This is a genomic window from Pseudarthrobacter sp. CC4, from assembly GCF_048957775.1.
Classification (GTDB): Bacteria; Actinomycetota; Actinomycetes; order Actinomycetales; family Micrococcaceae; genus Arthrobacter.
Genome location: NZ_JARCCZ010000008.1, coordinates 37839 through 61173, shown reverse-complemented (window position 1 = coordinate 61173; position 23335 = coordinate 37839). Strand labels below are relative to the sequence as shown.

Annotated in this window: 23 protein-coding genes; 6 read left to right on the top strand and 17 right to left on the bottom strand. The window is 67.4% G+C overall.

Annotated elements, in window-relative coordinates:
• The first annotated feature begins 170 nt into the window (after positions 1 to 170).
• From PV768_RS07085 to PV768_RS07065, 5 genes are all read left to right on the top strand, one after another.
• The gene (locus tag PV768_RS07085) at positions 171 to 1529 is read left to right on the top strand and encodes an MFS transporter (protein ID WP_421092633.1); all 1359 of its coding nucleotides are present in this window, start codon (positions 171 to 173) and stop codon (positions 1527 to 1529) included.
• Between the two features lie 80 nt (positions 1530 to 1609).
• Positions 1610 to 2293 (top strand): GntR family transcriptional regulator, encoded by a 684-nt coding sequence (locus tag PV768_RS07080; protein WP_157240280.1) that lies wholly within the window; start codon positions 1610 to 1612, stop codon positions 2291 to 2293.
• Positions 2290 to 3078, top strand: coding sequence for an aspartate/glutamate racemase family protein (locus PV768_RS07075; RefSeq protein ID WP_421092632.1), 789 nt, complete (start codon positions 2290 to 2292; stop codon positions 3076 to 3078). The genes PV768_RS07080 and PV768_RS07075 overlap by 4 nt, the downstream gene beginning before the upstream one ends.
• A gap of 27 nt (positions 3079 to 3105) precedes the next feature.
• Positions 3106 to 4530 carry an amidohydrolase family protein gene (locus tag PV768_RS07070; protein ID WP_421092631.1) on the top strand — a complete coding sequence of 475 codons (1425 nt, stop codon included), beginning with the start codon at positions 3106 to 3108 and terminating at the stop codon, positions 4528 to 4530.
• A gap of 9 nt (positions 4531 to 4539) precedes the next feature.
• Positions 4540 to 5265, top strand: a complete 726-nt coding sequence (locus tag PV768_RS07065) for a maleate cis-trans isomerase family protein (protein WP_421092630.1) — start codon at positions 4540 to 4542, stop codon at positions 5263 to 5265.
• A gap of 6 nt (positions 5266 to 5271) precedes the next feature.
• Here PV768_RS07065 and PV768_RS07060 read toward each other — a convergent pair whose 3' ends face one another.
• From PV768_RS07060 to PV768_RS07035, 6 genes are all read right to left on the bottom strand, one after another.
• Positions 5272 to 6192, bottom strand: coding sequence for a diacylglycerol/lipid kinase family protein (locus PV768_RS07060; RefSeq protein ID WP_157240275.1), 921 nt, complete (start codon positions 6190 to 6192; stop codon positions 5272 to 5274).
• A gap of 93 nt (positions 6193 to 6285) precedes the next feature.
• Positions 6286 to 7659 carry an NAD(P)(+) transhydrogenase (Re/Si-specific) subunit beta gene (locus PV768_RS07055; RefSeq protein WP_421092629.1) on the bottom strand — a complete coding sequence of 458 codons (1374 nt, stop codon included), beginning with the start codon at positions 7657 to 7659 and terminating at the stop codon, positions 6286 to 6288.
• On the bottom strand, positions 7656 to 7976 hold the full coding sequence (locus tag PV768_RS07050; RefSeq protein WP_157240271.1) for an NAD(P) transhydrogenase subunit alpha: 321 nt from the start codon (positions 7974 to 7976) through the stop codon (positions 7656 to 7658). Before PV768_RS07050 ends, PV768_RS07055 begins: the two co-directional genes overlap by 4 nt.
• On the bottom strand, positions 7976 to 9145 hold the full coding sequence (locus PV768_RS07045; RefSeq protein WP_321214781.1) for a Re/Si-specific NAD(P)(+) transhydrogenase subunit alpha: 1170 nt from the start codon (positions 9143 to 9145) through the stop codon (positions 7976 to 7978). Before PV768_RS07045 ends, PV768_RS07050 begins: the two co-directional genes overlap by 1 nt.
• Positions 9146 to 9258: 113 nt before the next feature.
• Positions 9259 to 10125, bottom strand: a complete 867-nt coding sequence (locus PV768_RS07040; RefSeq protein ID WP_421092628.1) for an IclR family transcriptional regulator domain-containing protein — start codon at positions 10123 to 10125, stop codon at positions 9259 to 9261.
• Positions 10126 to 10205: 80 nt separating this feature from the next.
• On the bottom strand, positions 10206 to 11042 hold the full coding sequence (locus PV768_RS07035; protein ID WP_421092627.1) for a shikimate dehydrogenase family protein: 837 nt from the start codon (positions 11040 to 11042) through the stop codon (positions 10206 to 10208).
• 172 nt (positions 11043 to 11214) lie between these two features.
• Between PV768_RS07035 and PV768_RS07030 the strand changes: the two genes are divergently transcribed.
• On the top strand, positions 11215 to 12552 hold the full coding sequence (locus PV768_RS07030; protein ID WP_421092626.1) for an MFS transporter: 1338 nt from the start codon (positions 11215 to 11217) through the stop codon (positions 12550 to 12552).
• A gap of 84 nt (positions 12553 to 12636) precedes the next feature.
• On the opposite strand, the gene PV768_RS07025 is transcribed toward PV768_RS07030, so the two are convergent.
• From PV768_RS07025 to PV768_RS06975, 11 genes are all read right to left on the bottom strand, one after another.
• A complete protein-coding gene (locus tag PV768_RS07025; RefSeq protein ID WP_323057995.1) occupies positions 12637 to 13437 on the bottom strand; it encodes an IclR family transcriptional regulator domain-containing protein in 801 nt (266 codons plus the stop codon).
• A 22-nt stretch (positions 13438 to 13459) separates the two neighbouring features.
• On the bottom strand, positions 13460 to 14134 hold the full coding sequence (locus tag PV768_RS07020) for a 3-oxoacid CoA-transferase subunit B (RefSeq protein WP_421092625.1): 675 nt from the start codon (positions 14132 to 14134) through the stop codon (positions 13460 to 13462).
• A 1-nt stretch (position 14135) separates the two neighbouring features.
• Complete coding sequence (locus tag PV768_RS07015) at positions 14136 to 14831, bottom strand: 3-oxoacid CoA-transferase subunit A (protein ID WP_421092624.1); 696 nt, start codon at positions 14829 to 14831, stop codon at positions 14136 to 14138.
• Positions 14832 to 14835: 4 nt separating this feature from the next.
• Entirely contained in the window at positions 14836 to 16050 is a 1215-nt protein-coding gene (locus PV768_RS07010; RefSeq protein ID WP_421092623.1) for a thiolase family protein, read from the bottom strand.
• A gap of 87 nt (positions 16051 to 16137) precedes the next feature.
• On the bottom strand, positions 16138 to 16644 hold the full coding sequence (gene pcaC / locus PV768_RS07005; protein ID WP_421092622.1) for a 4-carboxymuconolactone decarboxylase: 507 nt from the start codon (positions 16642 to 16644) through the stop codon (positions 16138 to 16140).
• Positions 16641 to 17459 carry an alpha/beta fold hydrolase gene (locus PV768_RS07000; RefSeq protein WP_421092621.1) on the bottom strand — a complete coding sequence of 273 codons (819 nt, stop codon included), beginning with the start codon at positions 17457 to 17459 and terminating at the stop codon, positions 16641 to 16643. The genes pcaC and PV768_RS07000 overlap by 4 nt, the downstream gene beginning before the upstream one ends.
• Positions 17452 to 18939, bottom strand: coding sequence for a lyase family protein (locus PV768_RS06995; protein WP_421092620.1), 1488 nt, complete (start codon positions 18937 to 18939; stop codon positions 17452 to 17454). The genes PV768_RS07000 and PV768_RS06995 overlap by 8 nt, the downstream gene beginning before the upstream one ends.
• Positions 18936 to 19499 (bottom strand): protocatechuate 3,4-dioxygenase subunit alpha, encoded by a 564-nt coding sequence (gene pcaG, locus PV768_RS06990; RefSeq protein WP_323057989.1) that lies wholly within the window; start codon positions 19497 to 19499, stop codon positions 18936 to 18938. The genes PV768_RS06995 and pcaG overlap by 4 nt, the downstream gene beginning before the upstream one ends.
• Positions 19500 to 19503: 4 nt before the next feature.
• On the bottom strand, positions 19504 to 20391 hold the full coding sequence (pcaH, locus tag PV768_RS06985; RefSeq protein ID WP_323057988.1) for a protocatechuate 3,4-dioxygenase subunit beta: 888 nt from the start codon (positions 20389 to 20391) through the stop codon (positions 19504 to 19506).
• 58 nt (positions 20392 to 20449) lie between these two features.
• Positions 20450 to 22333, bottom strand: a complete 1884-nt coding sequence (locus PV768_RS06980) for a bifunctional sugar phosphate isomerase/epimerase/4-hydroxyphenylpyruvate dioxygenase family protein (RefSeq protein WP_323057987.1) — start codon at positions 22331 to 22333, stop codon at positions 20450 to 20452.
• Positions 22333 to 23214, bottom strand: a complete 882-nt coding sequence (locus tag PV768_RS06975) for a shikimate dehydrogenase (RefSeq protein ID WP_323057986.1) — start codon at positions 23212 to 23214, stop codon at positions 22333 to 22335. The genes PV768_RS06980 and PV768_RS06975 overlap by 1 nt, the downstream gene beginning before the upstream one ends.
• Positions 23215 to 23335 lie beyond the last annotated feature (121 nt).

The following is a 23335-nucleotide window of genomic DNA, read 5'->3' as shown; positions in this document are numbered from 1 at the left end:
GATTTTGGGATCCCAAATTGGGATCCCAAAAATGGCAAAGAGCAGGTATGCGCTCCGGATCCCCCACCCTCTCGTTTGTCCTCCACCCGCAGGCCGGGCCCCTCGAATGCCGGCCGCGCCCGCCCGTTCGTTCCTCCCCTATCCGCAAACTTCCCCGTGAAGGAGAAGCCGTGTCTTTCCCGAATACTGAAACAGCCGCCGCTGACGGCAGCCTGGATTCCGCCACCGCAGGTGAACCACAGAAGGACGGGGTGCAACGACGCACCGCTGTCCGCTGGAAGCTCTTCCTGCTGCTGCTGGTCCTGGTCGCAGTCAACTACATCGACCGCGGTTCCATTTCCGTTGCGCTCCCGATCATCCAGAAAGAATTCAACCTTGCCCCGGAGCTCGTGGGCCTCCTGCTTTCCGCCTTCTTCTGGACATACGCCCTGATGCAGATTCCCGTTGGCTGGCTCATCGACAAATTCGGACCCCGCAAGGTCATGACGGCGTCCTGCGTCGGCTGGGGTGCGGCCACTGCTGCCTCCGGCATGGCCGGCGGTTTCCTCAGCATGTTCATTGCCCGCATGGGCATCGGGGTCACCGAGGCCGGGGTCATGCCTGCCGGCGGCAAACTGAACGCCATCTGGATGCACAAATCCGAGCGTGGCCGCGGCGCAACCATCCTCGACGCGGGCGCACCCCTGGGCGCCGGCCTCGGCGGCATCATCATCGCGGGGCTGATCGCGTCAACGGGCAGCTGGCGCCTGGCCTTCGTCATCGCCGGTGCTGCAACTGTCCTCATGGGCCTCGCCGTCTGGTGGTACGTCCGCGACAACCCCCGTGACCACCGCGGCGTCAACGAGGCAGAAGCGGCGTACATCGAGGCTTCCCACGCAGCAGAGGACGCCGAGGCAAAGCTGGACGGCAGCCAGGGCAAGCGCGCCCTGCTCCCCTACCTGCGGTTCCGTTCCTTCTGGGCCATGTGCTTCGGCTGGCTGGGCTTCAACGGCGTGTTCTACGGCCTGCTGACCTGGGGACCGCTCTACCTCGCCCAGGCCAAGGGGTTTGACCTCAAGACCATCGGCTGGTCCACTTTCGTGATCTTCGGAGCAGGGTTCGTGGGCGAAATCATTGGCGGCACCATCGCCGACAAGTGGCGTGCCTCCGGCGCCTCAGCCAACCGTGTGATGCGCACCCTGCTGGGCATCTCCAGCGCCGTGGTTATCGGCGGCCTCATCGGTGTCACGGTGGTCCCGGATTCCACAACCGCTGTAGTGCTGCTGTCGATGGTGATGTTCTTCCTCCGGTGGGTGGGCCTCTTCTGGAGCATCCCCTCCATCCTGGGCGGGCGTACCAATGCCGGCGTGCTGGGCGGTGCCATGAACTTCAGCGGCAACATCTCCGGCTTCGTCACTCCCATCGCCGTAGGCCTGATCGTCGGGGCCACCGGTTCCTACACCTGGGCACTGCTCTACTTCGTAGGCTCCGCGATCGTGATGGGCGCCTCCGTCCTGACCCTGAACTACAACAAGCGGCTTCCTGTCTAAGCTAGCCATCCAAGGCAACATTCCATCCACGCCCCCGCTGCCGGGAGCAAACGCCACACGAAGAATCCGAATGGAGCACCATGCTTACCGCAGAAGATACCCAGGACAAGGAACGCCCGCTGCGCGAGGCCGTCCGGGATACCCTCCGCACCCGGATTTTCGAAGGACACTACGCTCCCGGCACGCGGCTGGTGGAACGGGACCTGGCGGCGGAATTCGCCGTCTCCAGGCTGCCCGTGCGGGAAGCACTCCGCATGCTCCGCCAGGAGGGCCTCATCAGCGACCGCGGTGCACGGGGCGCAGAAGTCAGCACCCTGAGCCCCAAGGACGTAGAGGACCTCTTTGACGTCCGGCAGTCCCTTGAAGTGCTGGCATGCCGGCTTGCCGCCGTGCGGGCAACCCAGGAGGACCTGGCATATTTGAAGGGCCTGCTCGACGACGCCGAGGGTTTCCTCGCGAAGGGCGCCGTCCGCGAAGCCCACCGTGCCAACAGCGAATTCCACGACGCCATCACCCGCATTGCGGACAACAACTTCCTCAAGTCCGCGCTTGAACCGCTCCAGGGGCGCATGCACTGGCTGTTCCGGCACGTCAGCGACCTGCCCGAACTCATCCAGGAACACCGCGCCCTGTATGCCGCGATCGCCAGCGGAGACCCGGACACGGCCGCGGCCCAGTCCGCCTCACACATCGGCAAGTACCGCGAGCAGTTCCCGGAGGACTTCCAGAAAACAGAACCCCAACTTCACCGGAAGAAAAAATGAGACTCCTCGTCATCAACCCCAACATCAGCGACGATGTCACTGCCCTGATCGAATCCGAAGCCCTGCGGTCTGCTGCACCGGGCACCGAACTGGTGGTCCGCACCGCCAGCCATGGCGTGGAATACATCGAGACCCGCTTCGAATCCCTCATCGCCGCCGGCGCCGTCGCCGAAATCATCGCCGAACATACCCGGCCCGGCGCCGATCCCGTGGACGGAGTGGTGGTGGCTGCGTTCGGCGATCCCGGCATGCCTGCCCTCAAGGAACTGGCCGGCGTGCCGGTGATCGGCATCACCGAAGCCGCGCTCTGCGCCGCCGCCCTGCAGGGGCACCGGTTTTCCATCATTGCCATCTCGGACCGGATCAAGCCCTGGTACCGCGACTGCGTGGAACGGTTCGGCCTCCTCGGAAGGCTCGCTTCCATCCGATCCATCAACGAAACACTCAACAGCATCGGCTCAGTCCAACAGGACTTCAAGGAGACCCTCCTGGCACTGAGCCGGCAGGCCGTCGCGGAGGACGGAGCCGACGTCGTTATCCTGGCCGGGGCTCCCCTCGCAGGACTGGCCCGGGAACTCGAGGGGGAGATTCCCGTGCCTGTTGTTGACGGCATTTCCGCCGGAATCCGGATGGCGGAGGCCGTGGTGGGGCTCCAGTCCGGTCCGCACCGCGCAGGCGCCTTCGCCCCGCCACCGCCAAAGGACCGCAGGGGGCTCAGTGAAAACCTCGACGCCGCCCTCTCCGCAGCCCGGAACAGCGCCGCTCCGGCGGTACCAGCCACTTAGACCGCTTTCATCAGAAGAAGGACACCGATGTCCCCCCAGCCAGACCTTGTCATTGCCAACGCCACCGTCGTCAACAGTTTCGGACGCCGGATCGCCCATATCGTTGTCCGGGACGGTGTGATCACGCAACTCCTCGACGCCACTGAACCCGCGCCCGGGGCCGTGCGGACCATCGACGCCACCGGGATGCTGGTCATCCCCGGGGGCGTGGACGGACACTGCCACGTGGCCCAGGTGACCGGGCGCTTCCGCACCCTGGACGACTACCGCACCACGTCCACCGCGGCCCTCTGGGGCGGCACCACCACCATCATCGACTTCGGCATTCCCCGGGACGCCCAGGAAACGCCGCTCGCAGCCGTGCTTCACAAGAAGGAGCTGGCCACCGAGTCCCGGTGCGACGTCGCCCTCCACGGCGCTGTCATCACCTGGGATGAAACCGTGCCGTGGCAGCTCGAACAGCTCGCCGCGGAGGGTGTGCGCTCCGTGAAGATGTACACCACGAACCGCGGCACCACCATGGCGGACGGGGACACTATCCTCAAGGTCATGCGTGAGATGGTCCGGTTGGACGGACTCACGTATATCCATGCCGAACATGATCCGATCATCAGCGACTGCACGGAACAACACGCACAGGACGGCAGGATCGGCATAGGGCACCTGCACCGGACCCGGCCCGGACTTGCCGAGGAAGTGTCTGTCAAGGAAACGCTCGCCATGGCGGAATACACCTCCGCTCCCGTGTACTTTGTCCACCAGTCAACGCCGGGGGCGGTGGACCTGGTAACCGAAGCACGCGCACGCGGACTGGCGGCCTTCTCCGAGACCTGCCCCCACTACGTCACCCTCGATGACTCCGTATACGCCTCAAGGTTTCCGGAGTGGTACGCGTGTTGCCCGCCCATGCGCGATGCCGAAACAGTGGCCGCGCTGAAGGAGCGGCTGACCTCAGGGGCGATCCACGCCATGTCCTCGGACCACTCCTGCTACGACCTGTCCCAGAAACGCGAGCGCACCGACGACGTCCGGGCCATGCCGCACGGCCTGCCGGGCGTGGAGACGCGCATGCCTGTCACCTTCACCGCCATGACCTCCGCCGGCGCCAGCGTGGAGGACTTCGTGGAGGTATTTTCCGCCGGTCCTGCCCGGATTAACGCCGTTCCCGGCAAGGGCCGCATCGAGGAAGGGTTTGACGCCGACCTGGTGGTTTTCGACCCGGCCGAGGAGCGTTCCGTCGACGGCGGCGCCCTGCACATGGGGACGGACTTCTCCCCCTTCCACGGGATGGCACTGACCGGCTGGCCCGCCGTCGTTGTGTCCCACGGCCGCGTGGTGCTGGATTCCGATGGATTCCATGATCCCGGCGCTGCCGGACGCTTCGTCGCCCGCAACGGCTTCCGCCACCACCATCCCGCCATCCCCGCCGGCGTTGCCGCCGCAGCCCTCTAGGAGCCCCCCATGCCTTCAACCACGCGCCCGCACAGGATCGGCATGATCGTGCCGTCCTCCAACACCTGCCTGGAACCGCAGACCTACCGTATCCTCGGTGACCGGACTGACGTCACCGTCCATTTCACGCGCATCCCCGTCACCAGGATCGCACTGGACGACTCCTCGGACCGGCAGTTTGATCCCGCCGTGATGCGGGAGGCTGCCAGGCTGCTTGCGACGGCGGACGTGGACGTTATCGCCTGGAACGGCACCTCCGGCTCCTGGCTGGGCTCGGCCCACGACCAGGAACTCGTGCACGAAATCACCGACGCCACCGGCATCCCTGCCACCACGTCCACCCTGGCCTACCTCGAGGCCTTCCGGAGCTTCGGTACGGAACGGATAGCGCTGTTCACGCCCTATACGGAGGACGTGAACCACCAGGTGATCGCCTCCTACGAGCGGGAAGGCATCAAGACGGTGGACCACCGCACCCTGGGCCTGAGCGACAATGAGTCCTTCGCCCGGGTAACCGATGACGAAATGCGGCCCGGTTCCCTGGAACTCGCTTCGACCGCGCCGGACGCCCTTGTCTACCTGTGCACCAACCTCTACGGTGCCAACATCACGGCCGGGATCGAGGAAGGCACCGGCGTGCCCGTGCTGGATTCCGTGGCAGTGACCCTCTGGCACGCCCTCAGGCTCGCCGGCGCACCGCTGCTTGACCCGCGGTGGGGGAAACTCCTGGCCTAGCGACGGCTACATCCGGACGGTCAAAGCCGACGGGTCCATGGTCATCAGGACGTGCTTGCCCTGGCCTTCGTGGTCGCCGTCCAGCTGGTAGTCGTCGTTGTGCTCCAGGGTGATCTCAACGGTCTTGCCCTGGTAGTACTCCACCGCGGTGTCCTTGCCCCGGCCCTTGCCGATCATCCCCGCAACCACGGACAGCCAGCCCAGCTTTCCGTGGTGCGGGGCCAGCACGGCAACGTCCAGCAGGCCATCGTCCATCTTGGCTTCCGGGAAGATCTCCAGGCCGCCCTGGACCTTGCCGCAGTTGCCCACCATGACGCTGCGGACCCCGCGGTGCACGGCAGTCTTGCCGTCAATCACGATGGTGGCCTTCACCGGTTTGCCCGGGAGGTTGCGGATGCCGGCGTCCACGTAGGCCAGCCAGCCCACCTTGTCCTTCAGGTCCTCGTTGGTGTCGGCCATGATGGTGGCGTCGTATCCCACCCCGGCCATGACCAGGAACAGCTGCTCCTTGTCCGGATCGCTCCGGCGGGCGCGGACGACGTCGATCTTCCGCTCGGTTCCGATCAGGGCACCGGCCATGGCGCCGTCGTAGTCCGTGACATCCATTCCCAGGTTGCGGGCCAGGAGGTTCCCCGTGCCGAGCGGGAGCAGGCCCATCGGGACGTCGCCCCCGGAGAGGACCTCGGCGACGCACCGCACGGTTCCGTCGCCGCCTGCCGCGATGACAATGTCCGCGCCCTGGGCAAGTGCGTCCTTGGCCTGCCCGACGCCGGGATCCTCCTTGGTGGTTTCGAACCACAGCGGCTCGCCCCAGCCGTTTTCCACACAGTGCTTGGCCACCAGGCCGCGCACGTCGATGTCCACGGGCTTGGCTGGATTGACGATGATTGCAGCGCGCTGGAGTGAAGTGGAGCTGTTGGCAGTCATGGCGTCCTTTGGTGGCGAATGGAAAGGCTACTTCTGAAAGAAGACTAGCCTGCCCCGCGAGGGGTTCGAAGCGGGCAGGCAGCAGGCAGGAAGCTACAGCGCCTTGACCGCCCCGAGCACCTGCGCCAGTGAATCCTTTGCGTCGCCGAACAGCAGGGAGGTCTGGGGCTCGTAGAGGAGGTCATTCTCGATCCCGGCGAAACCCGGCCGCATGGACCGCTTGAGGAAGATCACCTGCCGGGCGTCGGCCACTTCCAGGATGGGCATGCCGTAGATGGGCGAGCCCTGGGACGTCTTGGCCGCGGGGTTCACGACGTCGTTCGCTCCCACCACCAGGGCAACATCCGCGGTTTTGAACTGCGGGTTGATCTCGCCCATTTCCTTCAGCGACTCGTACGGCACGTTCGCCTCTGCCAGGAGCACGTTCATGTGACCGGGCATCCGGCCTGCCACGGGATGGATGGCGAAGTCCACCTCGATGCCCCGCCCTTCAAGGGCCAGCGCCAGTTCGGCGGCCGTGTGCTGGCCCTGCGCCACCGCCAGGCCATAGCCCGGAACAATGATCACCCGCTGCGCGTAGCCCAGGAGCACCGCCACGTCCTCCGCGCTGGAGGACCGCACCGGACGCTCGCTCACGGCGGTGGATCCCGCCGTCGAACCTCCCCGGAAGGCACCGAACAGGATGCCGGCCACGCTCCGTCCCATGGCAGCCGCCATGGCCCGGGTAAGGATGGTGCCCGAGGCGCCCACCAGCGTGCCGGCCACCACCAGGAGCACGTTCCCCAGCACCACGCCGGACGCCGCCACGGCCAGGCCCGTAAAGGCGTTCAGCAGCGAGATGACGATCGGGACGTCGGCCCCGCCCACGGGCAGCACCAGCAGGATGCCCGCCGCCAGGCCGAGGACCAGCAGCAGCGCCGCGAGCGGGAGGGAACCGCTGAAAACGACGGCGGCCGCGGCCGCGACGGCGGCGAGCAGCACCGCGGCCATCACCACGGGGAGGCCCGGGAACAGCACCGGCCGCGTTGTCATGAGTTCCTGCAGCTTCGCGAACGTGACCCCCGAGCCCGCGAAGGACACGGCGCCCACCATGAGGGTGAAGACAATCGCCAGCCGCATCCAGGGGTCGCCGGCATGGCTGAGTTCCAGGAGCGCCACCAGCGCCGCCGCCCCGCCGCCCACGCCGTTGAAAAGCGCCACGAGCTGCGGCATCTGCGTCATTTTGACCCGGCGCGCCACAGGGGCCGCCACCGCTGAGCCCACGGCTATGGCCGCCAGGATCCAGGGGATGTTCTCCAGCCTGGCGGACAGGAACACCGTGACGACGGCGATCAGGGCGCCGGCAGCACCGACCAGGTTGCCGCGGCGGGCCGTCCGCGGGGAGCTGAGCCCGCGCAGCGCCAGGATGAAGAACACAGCGGCAATGAGGTACAGGAGCGAGGTCCACACGGGATCGAGGATGCTCATCTGCCGTCCACCTTCCCCGCCGCCCCTTTTGTGCCCGCCGGTTTCTTTGCATGGAACATGTGCAGCATCCGGTCGGTCACCACGAAACCGCCCACCAGGTTGGCGGTGGCAAGGACGACGGCGAGGAGGGCCACCGCGAGCACCCACGGGTCCGCTGCCTGGCCGGCCACAATGATGGCGCCCACCAGGATGATCCCGTGGATGGCGTTGGCGCCGGACATCAGGGGCGTGTGCAGGGTGCTGGAGACCTTCGAAACCACCTCGAAGCCGACGAACACCGCCAGCACCGTGATGGTCAGCAGGCTGATCCCGTCCATCAGAGCACCCCTTCCCGCCGGCTGCCGGCCCGCTCCGCCAGGAGTTGCGCCGTCGGCTGGTGCTGCACTTCCCCGTCATGGGTCAGGCAGGCGCCCGCCAGCACTTCGTCCTTGAAGTCGTGGACCAGGGCGCCGTCCCGGACCATGAGCGCAATCAGGTTGGCAACGTTCTTCGCGTAGAGGCGGGAAGCATCCGAAGCCATGGCCGAGGGGGCATCCTTCAGGCCCACCAGCGTGACGAAGCCGGAGCCGTCCGCCGTGGGCACCGGGATGTCCTGGCCGGGTACCACGCCTTCGACGTTGCCGCCGGACTCTGCGGCGAGGTCGACGACGACGGATCCGGCCCGCATGCCCTGCACCATTTCGGTGGTGACCAGGAGCGGGGCACGCCTGCCCGGGACGGCCGCCGTCGTAATCAGCACGTCCGCCTGGGCCACATGCGGGGCGAGCAGCTGGCGCTGCCGGGTGCCGGCGTCGGAACTGAGCTGGCGGGCGTAACCCCCCGCCGCCTCGCCTGCTTCCAGGTCCAGCCGGACGAAGGTGCCGCCCATGGATGCCACCTCGTCCGCGGAGGCCGGGCGGATGTCGTTGGCGAAGACGCGCGCACCCAGGCGTTTTGCGGTGCCGATGGCCTGGAGGCCCGCCACGCCGGCGCCGAGCACCAGGACACGGGCGGGCGGAACGGTCCCGGCGGCGGTCATGTATAGCGGAAAAAACCTGGGCAGCCGGATGGCCGCTTCCAGGACGCACCGGTAGCCGGCCACCAGGGCCTGGGAGCTGAGGGCGTCCATGGACTGGGCCCGGGAGATGCGGGGCACCAGTTCCAGGGCAAAGGCGGTCACCCCGGCCTCGGCGAGCGCTTCAACCGTTGGGAGTTCGGACGACGGCGATGCGAGCCCCACCGTAACGGCTCCCCTTTTCAGGGAGCGGGCGGTTTCCGGGTCCAGGGGCCGGACGTGGGCCAGGACATCCAGTTGGGCCAGGTCGAGTTCACGGACGAGGTGCACACCGGCCTGGGTGTATGCCAGGTCCGGATACCCTGCCGCCGCACCGGCATCTTCCTCCAGGAGTACCTCGACGCCGAGCGCCGCCAGTTGCTTCACCGTTTCCGGTGTGGCCGCCACACGCCGTTCACCCTCCCGGCGTTCCCGCGGTATGCCCAGTTTCACCCGCCAACTCCCCTCGCTGCAGTAGCTCGCGGCAGGGCCTCACGGGTGGCGCCCTGCCGGCTGACCGGCGGGAACGTCGCGGAGCGGCTCTGCTGCACGTAGTTGGCTAGAGTCTATGGCTCAAGCCGCGGCGGCGGGAGTGGCCTGCCGGGCGTTGCGGTAACGATTCGCCTGTCAGGCCGCCCAGGGCCTGGGTGCGGGGACTCGTGCGCCGTGCCGGGCCCGCCAAAGTCGAGGGCAATCCGCCGAGCCGTCTCCATGAGTCGGGGGACGACGGTCTTTTCGACTTCGGCGGCGGAGGCCCGGTGGGTCTGCAGCGACACGTTGGCTGCGGCAACAATGTCGTTGCCGCGCCAGACAGGTACGGCCACGCCCCGCAGGCCCTCCTCCAGCTCCTCGGACACCATGGACCATCCCCTGTCCCGGGCTGCCTCAACTTCGGCACGGAGGTGCTCCACGGTGGCGACCGAACGGTGGGTATAGCGGTGCAGCTGGACCGCTTCGAGGTACCGATGGAACTCAGGCTCCGGCAGTCCGCCAAGGAGGACCCTGCCCATGGAGGTTGCCCAGGCCGGGAACCGGGTGCCCACGGTGATGGTGACGCTCAGCAGCCGAGGCGACGGCACGCAGGCAACGTAGACGACGTCGGCACCCTCCAGGATGCACAAAGCCGTTGTTTCGTTCAGGTCGGCGGCCAGATTCTTGAGGTGGGGCTCAGCCACACCGGGGAGCGTCAGGCCGGCCAGGTAGGACCTGCCAACATCCAGCGAGCGGGCGGTCAGCTCATAGGCGGGACCGTCGGCGCGGAGGTAACCGAGGTCAGCCAGGGTCATGAGGAAGCGCCGCGCGGAGGCCCGTGTCATGTCGGTGCGGGCTGCAACCTGGGAGACGGTGAGCCGCGGATGGTCCGGCGTGAAGGCGAGCAGGACGTCAAAGGCCTTCTCAACCGACTTCACAAAGTAGGCTGCCTGCTCTTCCATGACCTGCGCGTTCCTTCCTCGCCGCCCTGGCTCGCCCCTGTGGCCCTGTGGCCCGGGCCAAGCCTGTTAGATCATATCCTTCAGTGGGCGTCCCTCAGCTGCTCCAGCGTTTCCGCAAGCAGGGGATTGGCCCGCCCGCCCAGGCCCAGGAGGGGAACCATCGCGACGGCCTGCTCACGCAGGTGGTCCCAGCCGTCCACCACCCGTGCGCCGAGTTCACGGGCGCGGGCAATAGTTCCCGTGACGTGGCCGGCGTAGACGAAGTCGTAGACCAGGGCATCGGCAGCGAGCGGTCCCTCGCCCCATACGGGCCGGTCGGACCTGCCTTTACCGATGGGCGTGGCGTTGACAATGAGGGAGGCTTCCGCGGCCAGGCCCGGCGCCTGCTCCCAGCCGACGCTGCGGGCATCCATCCCGAACTCCCCGGCAAGGCTGGACAGTTCCTCCGTGGCACGGGGATCCCGGTCGGTAATGGTCACCGTGCCGGCCTGCCCCCGGAGTGCGATCAAAGCCGCCCTGGCCGCTCCTCCGGCCCCCAACAGGAGGGCATGCCGCTGGGGCCCGCTGCCCAGAAGAGCCCGCACCGCCGTGACGTCGGTGTTGTGGCCGAACAGCGCAGTCCCCTTCCGCAGCAGCATGTTGCAGGCACCGCTTAGTCGGACTTCTTCCGTGGCCTCGTCGGCGGCTTCAGCTGCCCAGTGCTTGTGGGGCATGGTCACGTTCGCGGCGATGATGTCCGGTTCCCGCAGACGGTTCCGCACTCGGTCCATGCCGCCCTGCGGTGGCACGTCCCAGGCTTCGTACGCCCAGGGGATGCCGAGCCGGCGGAGCACGGGATTCCATACCCGGGGCGACATTGCCTCTGAGGCAGCGGAGCCGATCAGGAACAACCGGGCCGGTGGCGTGGGGTCTTCCATGTGATGCCTTTCGTGTCCGTGTCATCGCGCTGCCGGGAGGGGCTGCGGGCGGAGCCGTTGTGATCGGCCTCACCACCTAGTATGCTCTTATAAAACGCATTGCGCACATATGTTCGATATGCGTACAAATCCACGATAAACCCAACGCCTTCAGCGTGGAAGGATCACCGGAATGACGAACATCGCAGCAGGCACCGAGGCCCAGACACCTGCCGAGGCCGAACGGCAGCTCAAGCGCGCCAGGAAAGCGGCCCTGGCCGCGTTCCTTGGCGGGGCACTCGAGTATTACGACTTCTTTATCTACGCGACCGCAGCGTCGCTGATCTTCTCCAAGATCTTCTTTCCCACTGGAGACCCCACGGTGGCGCTCATCGCGTCGTTTGCCACCTTCGGCGTCGCCTATGTCGCCCGGCCCTTCGGTGCTGTCGTCTTCGGCCATCTGGGCGACAAAATCGGCCGCAAGAACACACTGGTCCTGACCCTCGTGCTCATGGGCGCTGCCACCTTCCTCATTGGGATCCTGCCGGACTTCAATAGCGCCGGCTACTGGGCACCCGCGCTGCTGGTTCTGCTCCGGCTGATGCAAGGACTCTCAGCAGGAGCGGAAACCGCCGGCGCATCTGCCCTCTCCACCGAGGAAGCTCCCGAAGGCCGTCGCGGATTCTTCGCCAGCTTCGCCATGAGCGGCATCTCCGCCGGCATCGTCCTGGCATCCCTGGCCTTCCTTCCCGTGGCCGCCATGAGCGAGGCCGACCGCCTCGCCTGGGGCTGGCGAATCCCCTTCTGGGGATCCATCATCGTGCTGATCGTCGCGTACCTGGTCCGCCGCTCGCTGGAGGAACCTGAAGTCTTTGAGGAAAAGCACGAACACGGCGAACTGGTGAAGCTCCCTTTCGCCAAGATGTTCAAGACCCACCCGGCCCAGTTCTTCCAAGTGGCCCTGATGTCCTTCGAAACCGTCACGAACACGTTCATGCAGTCCTTCGGCCTCGCCTACGCCGTCACCGTGGGCGTCCCGGCATCCACCATGCTCTGGGTCAGCATCCTCGGAAACGTCCTGGCCATCGGCACGCAGCCGCTCATGGCCCATTTCTCGGACCGGTTCGGCCGGCGTCCGGTGTTCATCGCCGGCGTCCTGGGCTCCGGAGCCATGATCTTCGTCTACTTCTCGGTGATTTCCACCGGAAACATCCCGATGATCTTCCTGACCAGCACGCTGATCACGGCCGGCACGTACGCCATGTCCAACGCGATCTACCCTGCTTGGTTCTCCGAGCTCTTCAATGTCAAGGTCCGGTATTCCGGCATGGCCATCGGGCTGCAGATCGGTATTCTGTGCGCCGGCTTCACCCCGCTGCTGGGCACGGCCCTGGTGGGCGCGGACAAGGCCAACTGGGGTCCCGCCGCGTGGATCGTGGCAGGCTCCTCCGTCCTCGCGGTAGCCGGTGCCCTGTGGGCCCGCGAGACGAGCAAAACCCCGCTGCGGCAGCTGGGCAACCACGTACGGTAAGTGCCGGGCAACAAAAAGGAAGAGGCCGACGGCGGGAAGCACCCGCCGTCGGCCTCTTCCAGTTTGAGGACGGAAGGGGCGTGGTCAGCCCCGGGCCGTGAGGTCGGCCGAGATCAGCTTTGCGGTGGCGACGATTTCCTCGGCAACCGATGAAAGGTAGGCGTCAGGGTCCGGCTTGGCAGCCACGGACTGGGCCTGCAGGGACACGTTCACTGCCGCCACCACCTTGGATCCGTCGTAGACCGGCGCGGCCACGGACATCAGGCCAAGTTCGAGTTCCTGGTCCAGCAGGCACCAGCCCTGGGACCGGACCGTGTCCAGGACAGCCAGGAGCTCTTTGACGCTCCCCAACGCGCGTGGGGTCAGCGGCTTGATGTCGGCGGCGGAAAGGTACGCCTTGAGGTCGGCAGGGGACAGCGCGGCCAGCAGCACCCTCCCCATGGAGGTGGCATAGGCGGGGAAACGGGTGCCCACGGTGATGCCTATGGTCATGATGCGACGCGTCGTCACGCGGGCGACGTACGCGATGTCGGTGCCGTCCAGCACGGCGGCGGAGGTGGACTCACCAAGCTTCAGCGACAATTCCTCAAGGTGCGGCTGGGCCAGCTGCGGCAGTGACAATCCGGACAGGTACGCGTACCCCAGCTGGAGCACCTTGGCCGTGAGCGCGAACGTCTTGCCGTCGGTCCTGACATAGCCCAGCTCCACCAGGGTGTGCAGGAACCGCCGCGCAGTGGCGCGGGTGAGGCCGGTCCGGGCAGCCACCGCGGTGAGGGTCATGACCGGATGCTCCGTATCAAACGCGCGGATCACCGCGAGCCCGCGGGCCAGGGACTGGACATACTGGTCACTGGCCTGCGGGGCCCCCGCTGCTGCGTCGGTCATGGTAACCAATCCTAGGGGCCTTTTACGCTGCCGCGGCGGCCCTCAGCGGGACGGGGACCAGCTCCTGCAGCTCCTCGAGGGTGCAGCCGAAGGTTTCCCGGACGGTGACCCCGTCGGGGCCGGTGAGGAAGACGGCTTTATCTGTGTAGACGCGGGTGACGCAGCCGACGCCGGTGAGCGGGTAGGTGCAGGATTCCACGATCTTGGAGGCACCTTCGCGGGTCAGCAGGGTCATCATCACGAACACGTCTTTGGCGCCGGTGGCGAGGTCCATGGCGCCGCCGACGGCGGGGATCGCACCGGGCGCCCCGGTGTGCCAGTTGGCGAGGTCACCGGTGGCGGAGACCTGGAACGCGCCCAGGACACAGATGTCCAGGTGTCCGCCGCGCATGATCGCGAACGAGTCCGCGTGGTGGAAGTACGAGGCGCCCGGGAGTTCGGTGACCGGGATCTTGCCGGCGTTGATGAGGTCCTCGTCGATCTCGTCGCCCTTGGCAACGGGGCCCATGCCGAGCATCCCGTTCTCCGTGTGGAGCGTGATGTTCTGTTCCTCGGTGAGGTAGTTGGATACCAGGGTGGGCTGGCCGATGCCCAGGTTCACGAACGATCCCGGGGCGATGTCCCTGGCCACGAGCCGGGCGAGGTCGTCCCGGCCCAGGGGTGTGGCGGAGGTCTGGAGGGTTGTTGCGGTGCTCATCTCAAGCGACCTTTCCTGCAGGGGAGGCGGTACTGACCGCGGGCACGCGGACCACAGTATTGACGTAAATGCCGGGGGTCACCACGTTTTCCGGGTCCAGTCCCCCGACGGGGACGATCTCGGAGACCTGGACGATGGTCTGCCTGGCCGCGGCGGCCATGATCGGACCGAAGTTCCGGGCCGTCTTGCGGTACACAAGGTTGCCCTTGCCGTCGGCCTTCAGTGCCTTGATCAGGGCGACGTCGGCGTGGATAGGTGTTTCGAACACCTGGCCGCGGCCGTCGATGATCCGGGTTTCCTTGCCCTCGGCCAGCATCGTGCCGTACCCGGTGGGGGTGAAGAACCCGCCGATCCCGGCCCCGGCGGCCCGGATCCGCTCGGCCAGGTTGCCCTGCGGCACGAGTTCGAGTTCGATCTCGCCGGCCTTGTACTTGGCGTCAAAGTGCCAGGAATCGGACTGCCGCGGGAAGGAACAGATCATCTTCTTCACCCGGCCCTCCTTGATCAGCAGCGCCAAGCCCTGATCGCCCTGGCCGGCGTTGTTGTTGACCACGGTCAGGTCCGTGGCGCCGCAGTCCAGCAACGCGTCAATAAGTTCGAACGGCTGGCCGGCGTTGCCGAACCCGCCGATCATTACGGTGGAACCGTCCTTGATGCCGGACACGGCCTCGCGGACAGAATCTACAAAAGTCAGCATGCGCTTATGCCTTTCCTGTGCTGGTGCCTGCGGAGGCGGTGACGTTTTCGAGGACCACGGCCAGGCCCTGGCCCACGCCGATGCAGATCGCGGCCACGCCCCAGCGTTCCCCGGAGGCCTGCAGGCTCCGGGCGAGGGTGCCCAGGATCCGGGTTCCGGACGCACCCAGCGGGTGGCCCATCGCGATCGCGCCGCCGTGCCGGTTCACGATTTCGTGGTCGATCCCCCAGGCGTTGATGCACGCCAAGGACTGCGCGGCGAACGCTTCGTTAAGTTCGACGGCGCCCACCTGGTCCCAGCCGATCCCCGCCTTCGCGAGGGCCTTGTTCGCCGCCTCCACCGGGGCGTACCCGAAGTACTGCGGATCGTTCGCGTGCGCGCCGCGGCCCGCGATCCGGGCCAAAGGGTCCAGCCCCAGCAGCCCGGCCGCGGCCTCGCTCCCCACCCAGGCCGCGGAGGCGCCGTCGGACAACGGCGAAGCATTCCCCGCGGTGACCGTGCCGTCCTCGGTCCGGAACACCGTCTTCAACCCGGCCAGCTTCTCCGCCGACGAGCCGGGGCGGATGCCCTCATCCCGCACCAGGTCCGTGCCCGGAACCGGGGCCACCAGGTTGTCGTAGAACCCCTCGTCCCAGGCAGCGGCGGAGAGGTTGTGCGAGTTCGCGGCGAACTCGTCCTGCGCTTCGCGGGTCACCCCGTACTTCTCGCGCAGCCGTTCCGTGGCCTCGCCCAGGGAGATGGTCCACTCCCTGGGCATGGCCTTGTTCACCAGCCGCCAGCCCAGGGTGGTGGAGGCCAGGGTCATGTCCCCGGCCGGGTAGGGCTTCTCCGTCTTGGGCAGCACCCACGGCGCCCGGGACATCGATTCGGCGCCGCCCACCAGCATCAGGTCGGCATCACCGGCGTTGACCTGGCGGGAGGCGATAATGGCGGCATCCAGCGAGGACCCGCAGAGCCGGTTGACCGTGGTGCCCGGGATGGACACCGGCAGCCCCGCGAGCAGGGTGCCCATCCGGGCGATGTTCCGGTTCTCCTCGCCGGCGCCGTTCGCGTTGCCGAACACCACCTCATCAATCCGCTCCGGATCAAGCCCCGGGGCCCGCTTCACGGATTCCTTAATGACGTGCGCGGCAAGGTCATCCGGGCGGACGGCGGCAAGGCCGGACCCGAATTTTCCGAACGGGGTGCGCACGGCGTCGTACACAAAAGCCTGGTTCATAACTCGTTCCTCTGGTTTGCGTCTGGGTTCCCCAACTGGGTAGCGCTAAGTGTCGTTTTCGGGGGTCAAAACGACACTTCGCGCTACCTAGTTGGGTTGGGGTTCGTCGGTGTGTGTGTTGTCCATTGCGGCGTTGTCCAGTGCAGTGCTGTCCAGTGCAGTGCTGTCCATTGCATGGAAGACCTCTTGGGCTGTCTTGAAGGCCGTGTTCGCCGAGGGGACGCCACAGTAAATGGCCGTCTGGAGCAGGATTTCCTTGATTTCGTCCCTGCTGAGGCCGTTCCGGACGGCGGCCCGAATGTGCATGGCCAGCTCTTCCCAGTGCCCGTGCGCCACCATCGCGGTGATGGTGACGGCGGAGCGCATCTGGCGGGAAAGGCCGGGCCGGGTCCAGATGCCGCCCCACGCGATCCGCGTGATCATGTCCTGGAAGTCCTCGGTGAACTCGTCCTTGTTGGCGTTGGCCCGGTCCACGTGCGCATCGCCCAGGACCTCGCGGCGGACAACCATGCCGCCGTCGTAAATGTCCCGGCTGGTGGCGTCCGGCTGGACCACGCCGTGACGCTCCGCGCCCGCCTGTTCGAAGCCGCTCATGCGCCTGCTCCCCGCGATTCTGCCCAGGAGATGAGGCTGCGCATCAGGTCTGCCACGTGGGCAGGCGCCTCGGCGGGGGCCAGGTGCGCCACGCCCTCCAGCGTGACAGCCGTGGCAGTGCCGCCGCCGGCGGTGATGCCTGCGGCCACGTCCTCCGCGAATGACGGCGGGGCCACCCCGTCCAGCGCGCCGGCTATGACCTGGGTTGGCACCCGGATGCTGCCCAGTTCGTCACGCACGTCAAAAGCCGCGAGCGCCTCGCAGCAGAACGCATAGCTGAAGCGGTCGGCGTCGCGCAGGGCGTGCAGGAGCCGGCTGCTGAGCTCGGGATCGCGCTCCATGAAGCCCGGCGCGAACCAGCGCTCGGCCGAGCCCTGGATCATCACCGGCGTGCCCTGGCTGCGCACGGTTTCGGCGCGCTCGAGCCACCCCTCCGGGGTGCCCAGCTTCGCGCCGCTGCACTGCACGGACAGGCTCTTGAGCCGTTCCCCGTGCTTGATGCCCAGCTGCAGGCCGGTGGCGCCGCCCAGCGAGACGCCGGCGTAGTGAAAGGATGCGCCGGGGGCGATGGAATCAACGAGGTCCACCACGGCGTCAGCCAGCGCGCCGACGTCGAACGTTTCGGTGGCGGCGGGCGAGACGCCGTGGCCGGGCAGGTCCCAGGCCACCACGTCATAGTCGTTCCCCAGCAAGGAAGCGGTGCGGTTCCAAAGAATGGTGGACGTGCCCAGTGACGGACCGGCCACCACCAACGGATGGTCTCCGAGGGGTCGCTGGGGGGACAGCAGCGCTGCCTTCAGGGCTGGCTTAGCCACGGGAAGCTCCATTCGGTTCGGTGTCTGCAGGTGGATTGGCGGCAAAGTCCGGATACGCGGCCAGGATCCGCCGCGCGATTTCCGGGGCCTCGCCGAGATAGCTGGCAGGGTTGAGGATTTCCTCCAGCCGAAGGTCGCTCAGGACCCCGGCGGGGACCGCCTCGCGGAGCAGCTTGCGGTACGTGGCGGCCTGCTCCGCGGGCGGGGCCTGGAGCGTCTGGTCCACCACGGCCTGGAGCTGCTGCTTTCCGCTGAGCCCGCCCTTGTCCGGAAGCAGCGGGGCAACAGCCGCACCCACGCCTTCAGCCAAAAGCAGCGGCCCGGCGAGATCCAGGTTCCGGCGCATGGCGTCCGGGAACACCTGGAGGCCCTCGGCCAGCTCGCGGACGTGGCCGGCCGCCCCGAGGGACAGGGCCAGGAGCTGCCGAAGCGCAGGCCACTCGGTGTGCCACGCGGCGTCCGGGCGTTCGTCGTTGAAGTTGGCGGCGGCCAGGTGCAGCTGGGCGGCCAGGGCCGGGGCCTGCAGCGCGGCGCTGCGGACCAGCACGGACAACACGGGGTTCTGTTTCTGCGGCATGGCGGAAGAGACCCCCCGGCCGGCGGCCCGCGGCTCAGCCAGCTCGCCGACCTCGGGACGGCTCAGGAACAGGACATCCGCCGCGATCTTGCCGAAGGCGTCCAGCACTGCGGCCAGGGCGTTGCCCAGCGACGTCACGGCCATCCGGTTGGTGTGCCACGGTGCAGGGGCCGCGGCCAGGCCGAGCTGGGAGGCCAGGGCATCGGCGAGCCCGAAGGGGGTGGCAGCTGAACCGCGGGTCAGTACAGTGGCAGCCGCGAGGGTGCCCGCCGCGCCGCCGAACTGGACCGGGAAGTCCAGGCCCGCCAGCTGCCGGCCTGCGGCAGCCGTGCCCTGGAACCACTGTGCGGCCCGCAGTCCGAACGTGAAGGGCAGGGAATGCTGCGTCAGGCTCCTGCCCACGCACAACGTATCCGCATGCCGTTCCGCCACGGCCGCGAGCGCCGCCGTCGTGCGTTTCAGGTCACCCAGCAGCGCCTCCACGGTGTTGCGGGCCACCAGCATCAGCGCCGTGTCCAGGACGTCCTGGCTGGTCAGCGATGTATGCACCGCTTTCCCCGCCCCAAGATTGGCGGCATCCAGCGCGGCAACCTGCTTCCGCAAGTCGGCAAGCAGCGGGATGACCGGGTTGCCGCCGCCCTGGGCACGCCGGGCGATGGCGGCCACGCTGTACCGGCCGGGTTCCGCGGCAGCGGACACGACGGCGGCGGCACCGGCAGGTGCCAGGCCCTCCTTCTCCAGCACGGCGGCCCAGCCGGACTCGACGGCGAGGATCGCTGCCAGGACTGCGCGGTCCCCGGTCAGCGCCGCCACCAGGGGCGACGCCGAGACGGGGCTCAGCAGTCCGGCGTCGCCCTCTCCTCCGAAGGCGGCCGTATCTCCCAGGCCGGCGGCTCCGGTCACTGGAAGTCCAGGAAGACGGTCTCGCCCTCACCCTGCAGGCGGATGTCCCAGGTGAGGCCGCCGTCAGGGTCGCGGCGGGCGATGAGTGTCTTGCGGCGCTCCGGATCCAGGGAGCTGAGCAGGGGGTCGTTGGCCAGCGCCCCGGTGTCTTCCGGCAGGTAGATGCGGGTGAACAGCCGGTTGGTCAGGCCGCGGGCGAAGAGCGCCACGGAGATGAACGGTGCCGCGCCCGGCTTGGTGGGGCCGGGGTTGACCGTGGTGAAGGTGAAGACGCCGGAGTTGCCCACGGCGCCGCGGCCCCACCCGGTGAAGGTGTAGCCGTCGCGGACCAGGGAGCCGGTCTTCTGGACCACGTTGCCCTGGGCGTCGGGCTGCCAGATTTCCAGGATGGCGTCGGGGATGGTGTGTCCGGCGCCGTCGTACACCGTGCCCTGGAGCCGGATGGAGCCGGGTGAACCCGGGGCCAGCAGCTCGTTGTCCTTCTCGAAGGGCAGGGCGTAGCCGTAGAAGGGACCGACGGTCTGGCCGGGGGTCGGGACAAGTTTGGTCTGGTTGCTCATATGCCTATTCCCCTGCCTCTTCGTTGCTGTCGCCTGCGGTACCGAACGCCTCGTTTTCGGTCCAGGTGCGCTTGGGCCCGGTCAGGACGATGTCCCAGTTGTAGCCCAGGGCCCACTCGGGCTCGGTGAGGCTGTGGTCGTATGTGGCCACCAGCCGGTCGCGGGCATCCTGGTCCACGATGGTCTGGTAGATCGGGTCCAGCGGGAAGAGCTGGTCACCGGGGAAGTACATCTGGGTGATGATGCGCTGGGTGAACTCCGTGCCGAACAGGGAGAAGTGGATGTGCGCCGGGCGCCAGGCGTTCAGGTGGTTCTTCCACGGGTAGGCGCCGGGCTTGATGGTGATGAACCGGTAGGAGCCGTCCGGGCCGGTGATGCAGCGGCCGATGCCGGTGAAGTTGGGATCGATCGGCGCGGGGTGCTGGTCACGCTTGTGGATGTAGCGGCCGGAGGAGTTGGCCTGCCAGATCTCCACCAGCTGGCCGGCCACCGGGCGGCCGTCGCCGTCCAGGACCCGGCCGGACACGATGATGCGCTCACCCTGCGGCTCGCCGTTGTGCTGGATGGTCAGGTCCGATTCCAGTGCATGGACGTCCTGGTGCCCGAAGGCCGGGGAGTACAGTTCGATGGTCTCCGGGTCCGCATGCTGCAGGCTCTTGGTGGGATGCCGCAGGATGCTGGAGCGGTAGGGCGGGTAGTCCAGCCGGGGCTGGGTCTCGGCGGGCGCACCGTCTTTGAGGGCCCGGGCATAGGCCTCGCCCAGGGCACTGATCTCCGCACTGAGGTCAGCCTGGGTTTCGATGGCGAGGTCCAGGGGCAGGTGGGCTGCCTTGGGCTCGGCGGGCGGCACAGACTCGTCCGTTTCAAGCTCGGCGTTGATGTCTTCCGGCACGGCTGGCTCCTTTCTGGTTTTCGGTTTGGGCGGTTGTCAGGTGTACAGGCAGTGCTGCTCAGGTGCGGTGCAGCGAGTCGTACTGCACTGCGTGGCGGACCGGGGCGTTGGGTGCCCCGTAGCCGTCATAGTTGCCGCGGCGTTCCACCATTTCGAAGAACACGCTGCCAACGGTGGCCGTGTAGAAGTGGAGGAATTCGCCGTCGGCATCGCGGTCGTACAGGAGGTTGAGGTCCTTGAGGGTGGCCAGGAATCCGGGTTCGAGGTCGAAGCGGGCGTCCAGGTCCTCGTAGTAGTTCGCGGGGATCTGCAGGAATTCCAGCCCCCGGTCACGGGCGGCTCTGGCGGCGGCCACGAGGTCGTCCACGGCGAAGGCGATGTGCTCCTGGTAAGTCTTGGGCACGCTCTGGGTACCTTGCCCGGCGGCCTGCTGCACCGGCGCCAGGTTCAGCACCAGCCGCACCGCGCCGTCGGACGTCTGCATGACCTGGGAGCGCACCAGCCCGCTGGGGCTGGGGACTTCGGCGAACGGCTGCGGTTCCAGTGCCAGGGCGCTGGTGTAGAAGAGGACGGCTTCGTCGAAGTGCTGCCACGGCTGGGCGAGGTTCACATGGTCAATGACCGCGTTCCGTGCCACCCGCGGGTGCTCCAGCCCCTCGCCGAACTCATGCGTCCATGCGGCCGTGCCGTCCGGGCTGCCCTGGCAGAGGAAGATCTCAGTGGAGTCCGGGGCGGAAATGCCCTGGAATACTTCCTCGTCCGCCTGGACCTTGCGGGCCACCACGGGCGCCTTCAGCTGCTGCGCGCGGGCCGAGGCAATCACGGGGGAATCGACGTCGAAACCCAGCGCGGCGATGGACGGCTCGGCGTGTGATGCCGCCTGCTCGTTGATGATGACGCGGGCCTGGCCCATGGTCCACAGCTGGACGTCCTTGGTGCGGTGCCGGCCCTCGAATTCGAAGCCGAGCTGCCCCAGGAGCTTCTCAAGCTGCACGGTGTCGTCCGCCTTGACCTCGGCGAAGTTGAAGCCGGCGGGTTCGTTCACCTTGGGCAGGGTGGCCAGTTCCATGGGATAACGACGGCGGGAGGCAGCACTGCTGCCGCCTGCGGCTTCCGCGGTGCCTGACAGCCATTTGGCACTCTGTTCCTCCAGCCAGATCAGCGACCGCATGGCGTCCACGGCCGTGCGGTCGACGTCGGACTGGCGGAAGACGTCGTTGAAGACTTCCAGCGAGACCGGGCCGGCGTAGCCGGCTCGGACCACGTGGCCCATGAACTTGGCGAGCTCGAACTGGCCTTCGCCCGGGAACACGCGGTAGTGGCGGCTCCAGGACAGGACATCCATGGAGAGCTTGGGGGCGTCCGCCAGCTGGACAAAAAAGATCTTCTCCGCGTTGATCTTCTCGATGGGCGCGGTGTCCCAGTCGCGGGAGAGGATGTGGAAGGAGTCAAGGCACGTGCCGAAGTTGGGGTGGTCCACCATCTCCACCAGGCGGTAGGCGTGCTCGTAGTCATTGACGTACTTGCCCCAGGCCAGGGCCTCGTAGGCGACCCTGATGCCGTGCTCCCCTGCCAGCTCCGCGAGTTCGGAGAGCTGGGAGGCGCGGAGGTCGTCGTCGTCAATGGTGGCCGTGGCAACGTTGGAGCAGACCAGGATGGTGTCCATGCCCAGCCGGCCCATCAGCCTGAACTTCGCTTCAGCACGCCGAAGGTTGGCCTTCAGCAGGTCCGGCGTGACGCCGTCGAAATCCCGGAACGGCTGGTAGAGGTCCAGTCCCAGGCCGAGGTCTGCGGCCATCTTCCGCACGTCCTCGGGGCTCAGCGGCGAAGTGACCAGGTCCTGTTCGAAGATCTCGATGCCGTCGAAGCCCGCGATGGCGCAGGCCTGCATCTTTTCCTTCAGCGTGCCGGAGAGGCAGACGGTGGCAATTCCGGTGCGCATCAGGCAGCCACCTCCTCTGCGGCCACAAGTTCCAGGAAGTGGCTGCGCATGCGGTCCGGGTCCGCTTCGAGGCCGGTAAAGATGCGGAAGGCGTCGGCGGCCTGGCCCACGGCCATGCGGCCGCCGTCCAGCACGTCGCAGCCCTTGGCGCGGGCGCCGCGGACAAGTTCGGTCTCGATGGGCCGGTAGACGATGTCCGCCACCCAGTGCCGGGGCTCCAGCAGGTCCAGGTCGAGGGGAACGCCGGGGTGGGCGGCCATGCCCACGGGGGTGCAGTGCACCAGGCCGTCGGCCAAGGGCACCAGCCGCGGCAGCTCCGTCGTCGTCCGTGCCGTCACGGTGCTGTCCGGAAAGAAGCCGGCCAGTTCAGCGGCCCGGGCGGCGCCGCGGGCGGCGTCCATGTCCACGAGGTCCAGGTGGCGGACACCGGCGGAGAGCAGGGCGTAGGCGACGGCGGAACCGGCACCGCCGGCACCCAGCTGCACCACGCGGTCCAGCTTTGCGGCAGGGAGGCCGGAAGCCAGTGCGGCGGCAAAGCCGGAAAAGTCGGTGTTGTGGCCGACGAACCGGCCGTCCTCGATCACCACGGTGTTGACGGCGCCCAGCCGGCGGGCGTCCGGAGAAACCTCATCCAGGTGCTGCAGGACCAGCTGCTTGCAGGGGTGGGTGATGTTCAGGCCATTGAAGCCGAGGTTCCGGGCGCTCCTGAGGAGCTCCCCCACGGATTCCCCGGAAAGGCCCAGTTCCAGGAGGTCGATAGGCCGGTAAAGGTAGCGCAGTCCCTGCACATCACCTTCGCGTTCGTGCATGGGCGGGGTGAGTGACGGCATCACGCCGTCGCCGACCAGTCCCACGAGGTAGGACTCAGTTCGATTACTCATCCGTGCAGCTCCTTTGATACGGCACCGGGCGGCCGGCGTTGCCCTCGGGCACACGCCGCCAGCAGGTGACTGGAATAACGATATAACAAATGTTCACTTCTCGCACTCTTGTTCTACATAC

Excerpts from the sequence above, each read along its gene's own strand:
- PV768_RS07080 (WP_157240280.1), top strand. The coding sequence starts at position 1,610 with ATGCTTACCGCAGAAGATACCCAGGACAAGGAACGCCCGCTGCGCGAG.
- PV768_RS07060 (WP_157240275.1), bottom strand. The coding sequence starts at position 6,192 with ATGACTGCCAACAGCTCCACTTCACTCCAGCGCGCTGCAATCATCGTC.
- PV768_RS07030 (WP_421092626.1), top strand. The coding sequence starts at position 11,215 with ATGACGAACATCGCAGCAGGCACCGAGGCCCAGACACCTGCCGAGGCC.
- PV768_RS07025 (WP_323057995.1), bottom strand. The coding sequence starts at position 13,437 with ATGACCGACGCAGCAGCGGGGGCCCCGCAGGCCAGTGACCAGTATGTC.
- PV768_RS07050 (WP_157240271.1), bottom strand. The coding sequence starts at position 7,976 with ATGGACGGGATCAGCCTGCTGACCATCACGGTGCTGGCGGTGTTCGTC.
- PV768_RS07010 (WP_421092623.1), bottom strand. The coding sequence starts at position 16,050 with ATGAACCAGGCTTTTGTGTACGACGCCGTGCGCACCCCGTTCGGAAAA.
- pcaG (WP_323057989.1), bottom strand. The coding sequence starts at position 19,499 with ATGAGCAACCAGACCAAACTTGTCCCGACCCCCGGCCAGACCGTCGGT.
- PV768_RS07070 (WP_421092631.1), top strand. The coding sequence starts at position 3,106 with ATGTCCCCCCAGCCAGACCTTGTCATTGCCAACGCCACCGTCGTCAAC.
- PV768_RS07015 (WP_421092624.1), bottom strand. The coding sequence starts at position 14,831 with ATGCTGACTTTTGTAGATTCTGTCCGCGAGGCCGTGTCCGGCATCAAG.
- PV768_RS07065 (WP_421092630.1), top strand. The coding sequence starts at position 4,540 with ATGCCTTCAACCACGCGCCCGCACAGGATCGGCATGATCGTGCCGTCC.
- PV768_RS07020 (WP_421092625.1), bottom strand. The coding sequence starts at position 14,134 with ATGAGCACCGCAACAACCCTCCAGACCTCCGCCACACCCCTGGGCCGG.
- PV768_RS07055 (WP_421092629.1), bottom strand. The coding sequence starts at position 7,659 with ATGAGCATCCTCGATCCCGTGTGGACCTCGCTCCTGTACCTCATTGCC.
- PV768_RS07035 (WP_421092627.1), bottom strand. The coding sequence starts at position 11,042 with ATGGAAGACCCCACGCCACCGGCCCGGTTGTTCCTGATCGGCTCCGCT.
- PV768_RS07075 (WP_421092632.1), top strand. The coding sequence starts at position 2,290 with ATGAGACTCCTCGTCATCAACCCCAACATCAGCGACGATGTCACTGCC.
- PV768_RS07040 (WP_421092628.1), bottom strand. The coding sequence starts at position 10,125 with ATGGAAGAGCAGGCAGCCTACTTTGTGAAGTCGGTTGAGAAGGCCTTT.
- pcaC (WP_421092622.1), bottom strand. The coding sequence starts at position 16,644 with ATGAGCGGCTTCGAACAGGCGGGCGCGGAGCGTCACGGCGTGGTCCAG.
- PV768_RS06975 (WP_323057986.1), bottom strand. The coding sequence starts at position 23,214 with ATGAGTAATCGAACTGAGTCCTACCTCGTGGGACTGGTCGGCGACGGC.
- PV768_RS06980 (WP_323057987.1), bottom strand. The coding sequence starts at position 22,333 with ATGCGCACCGGAATTGCCACCGTCTGCCTCTCCGGCACGCTGAAGGAA.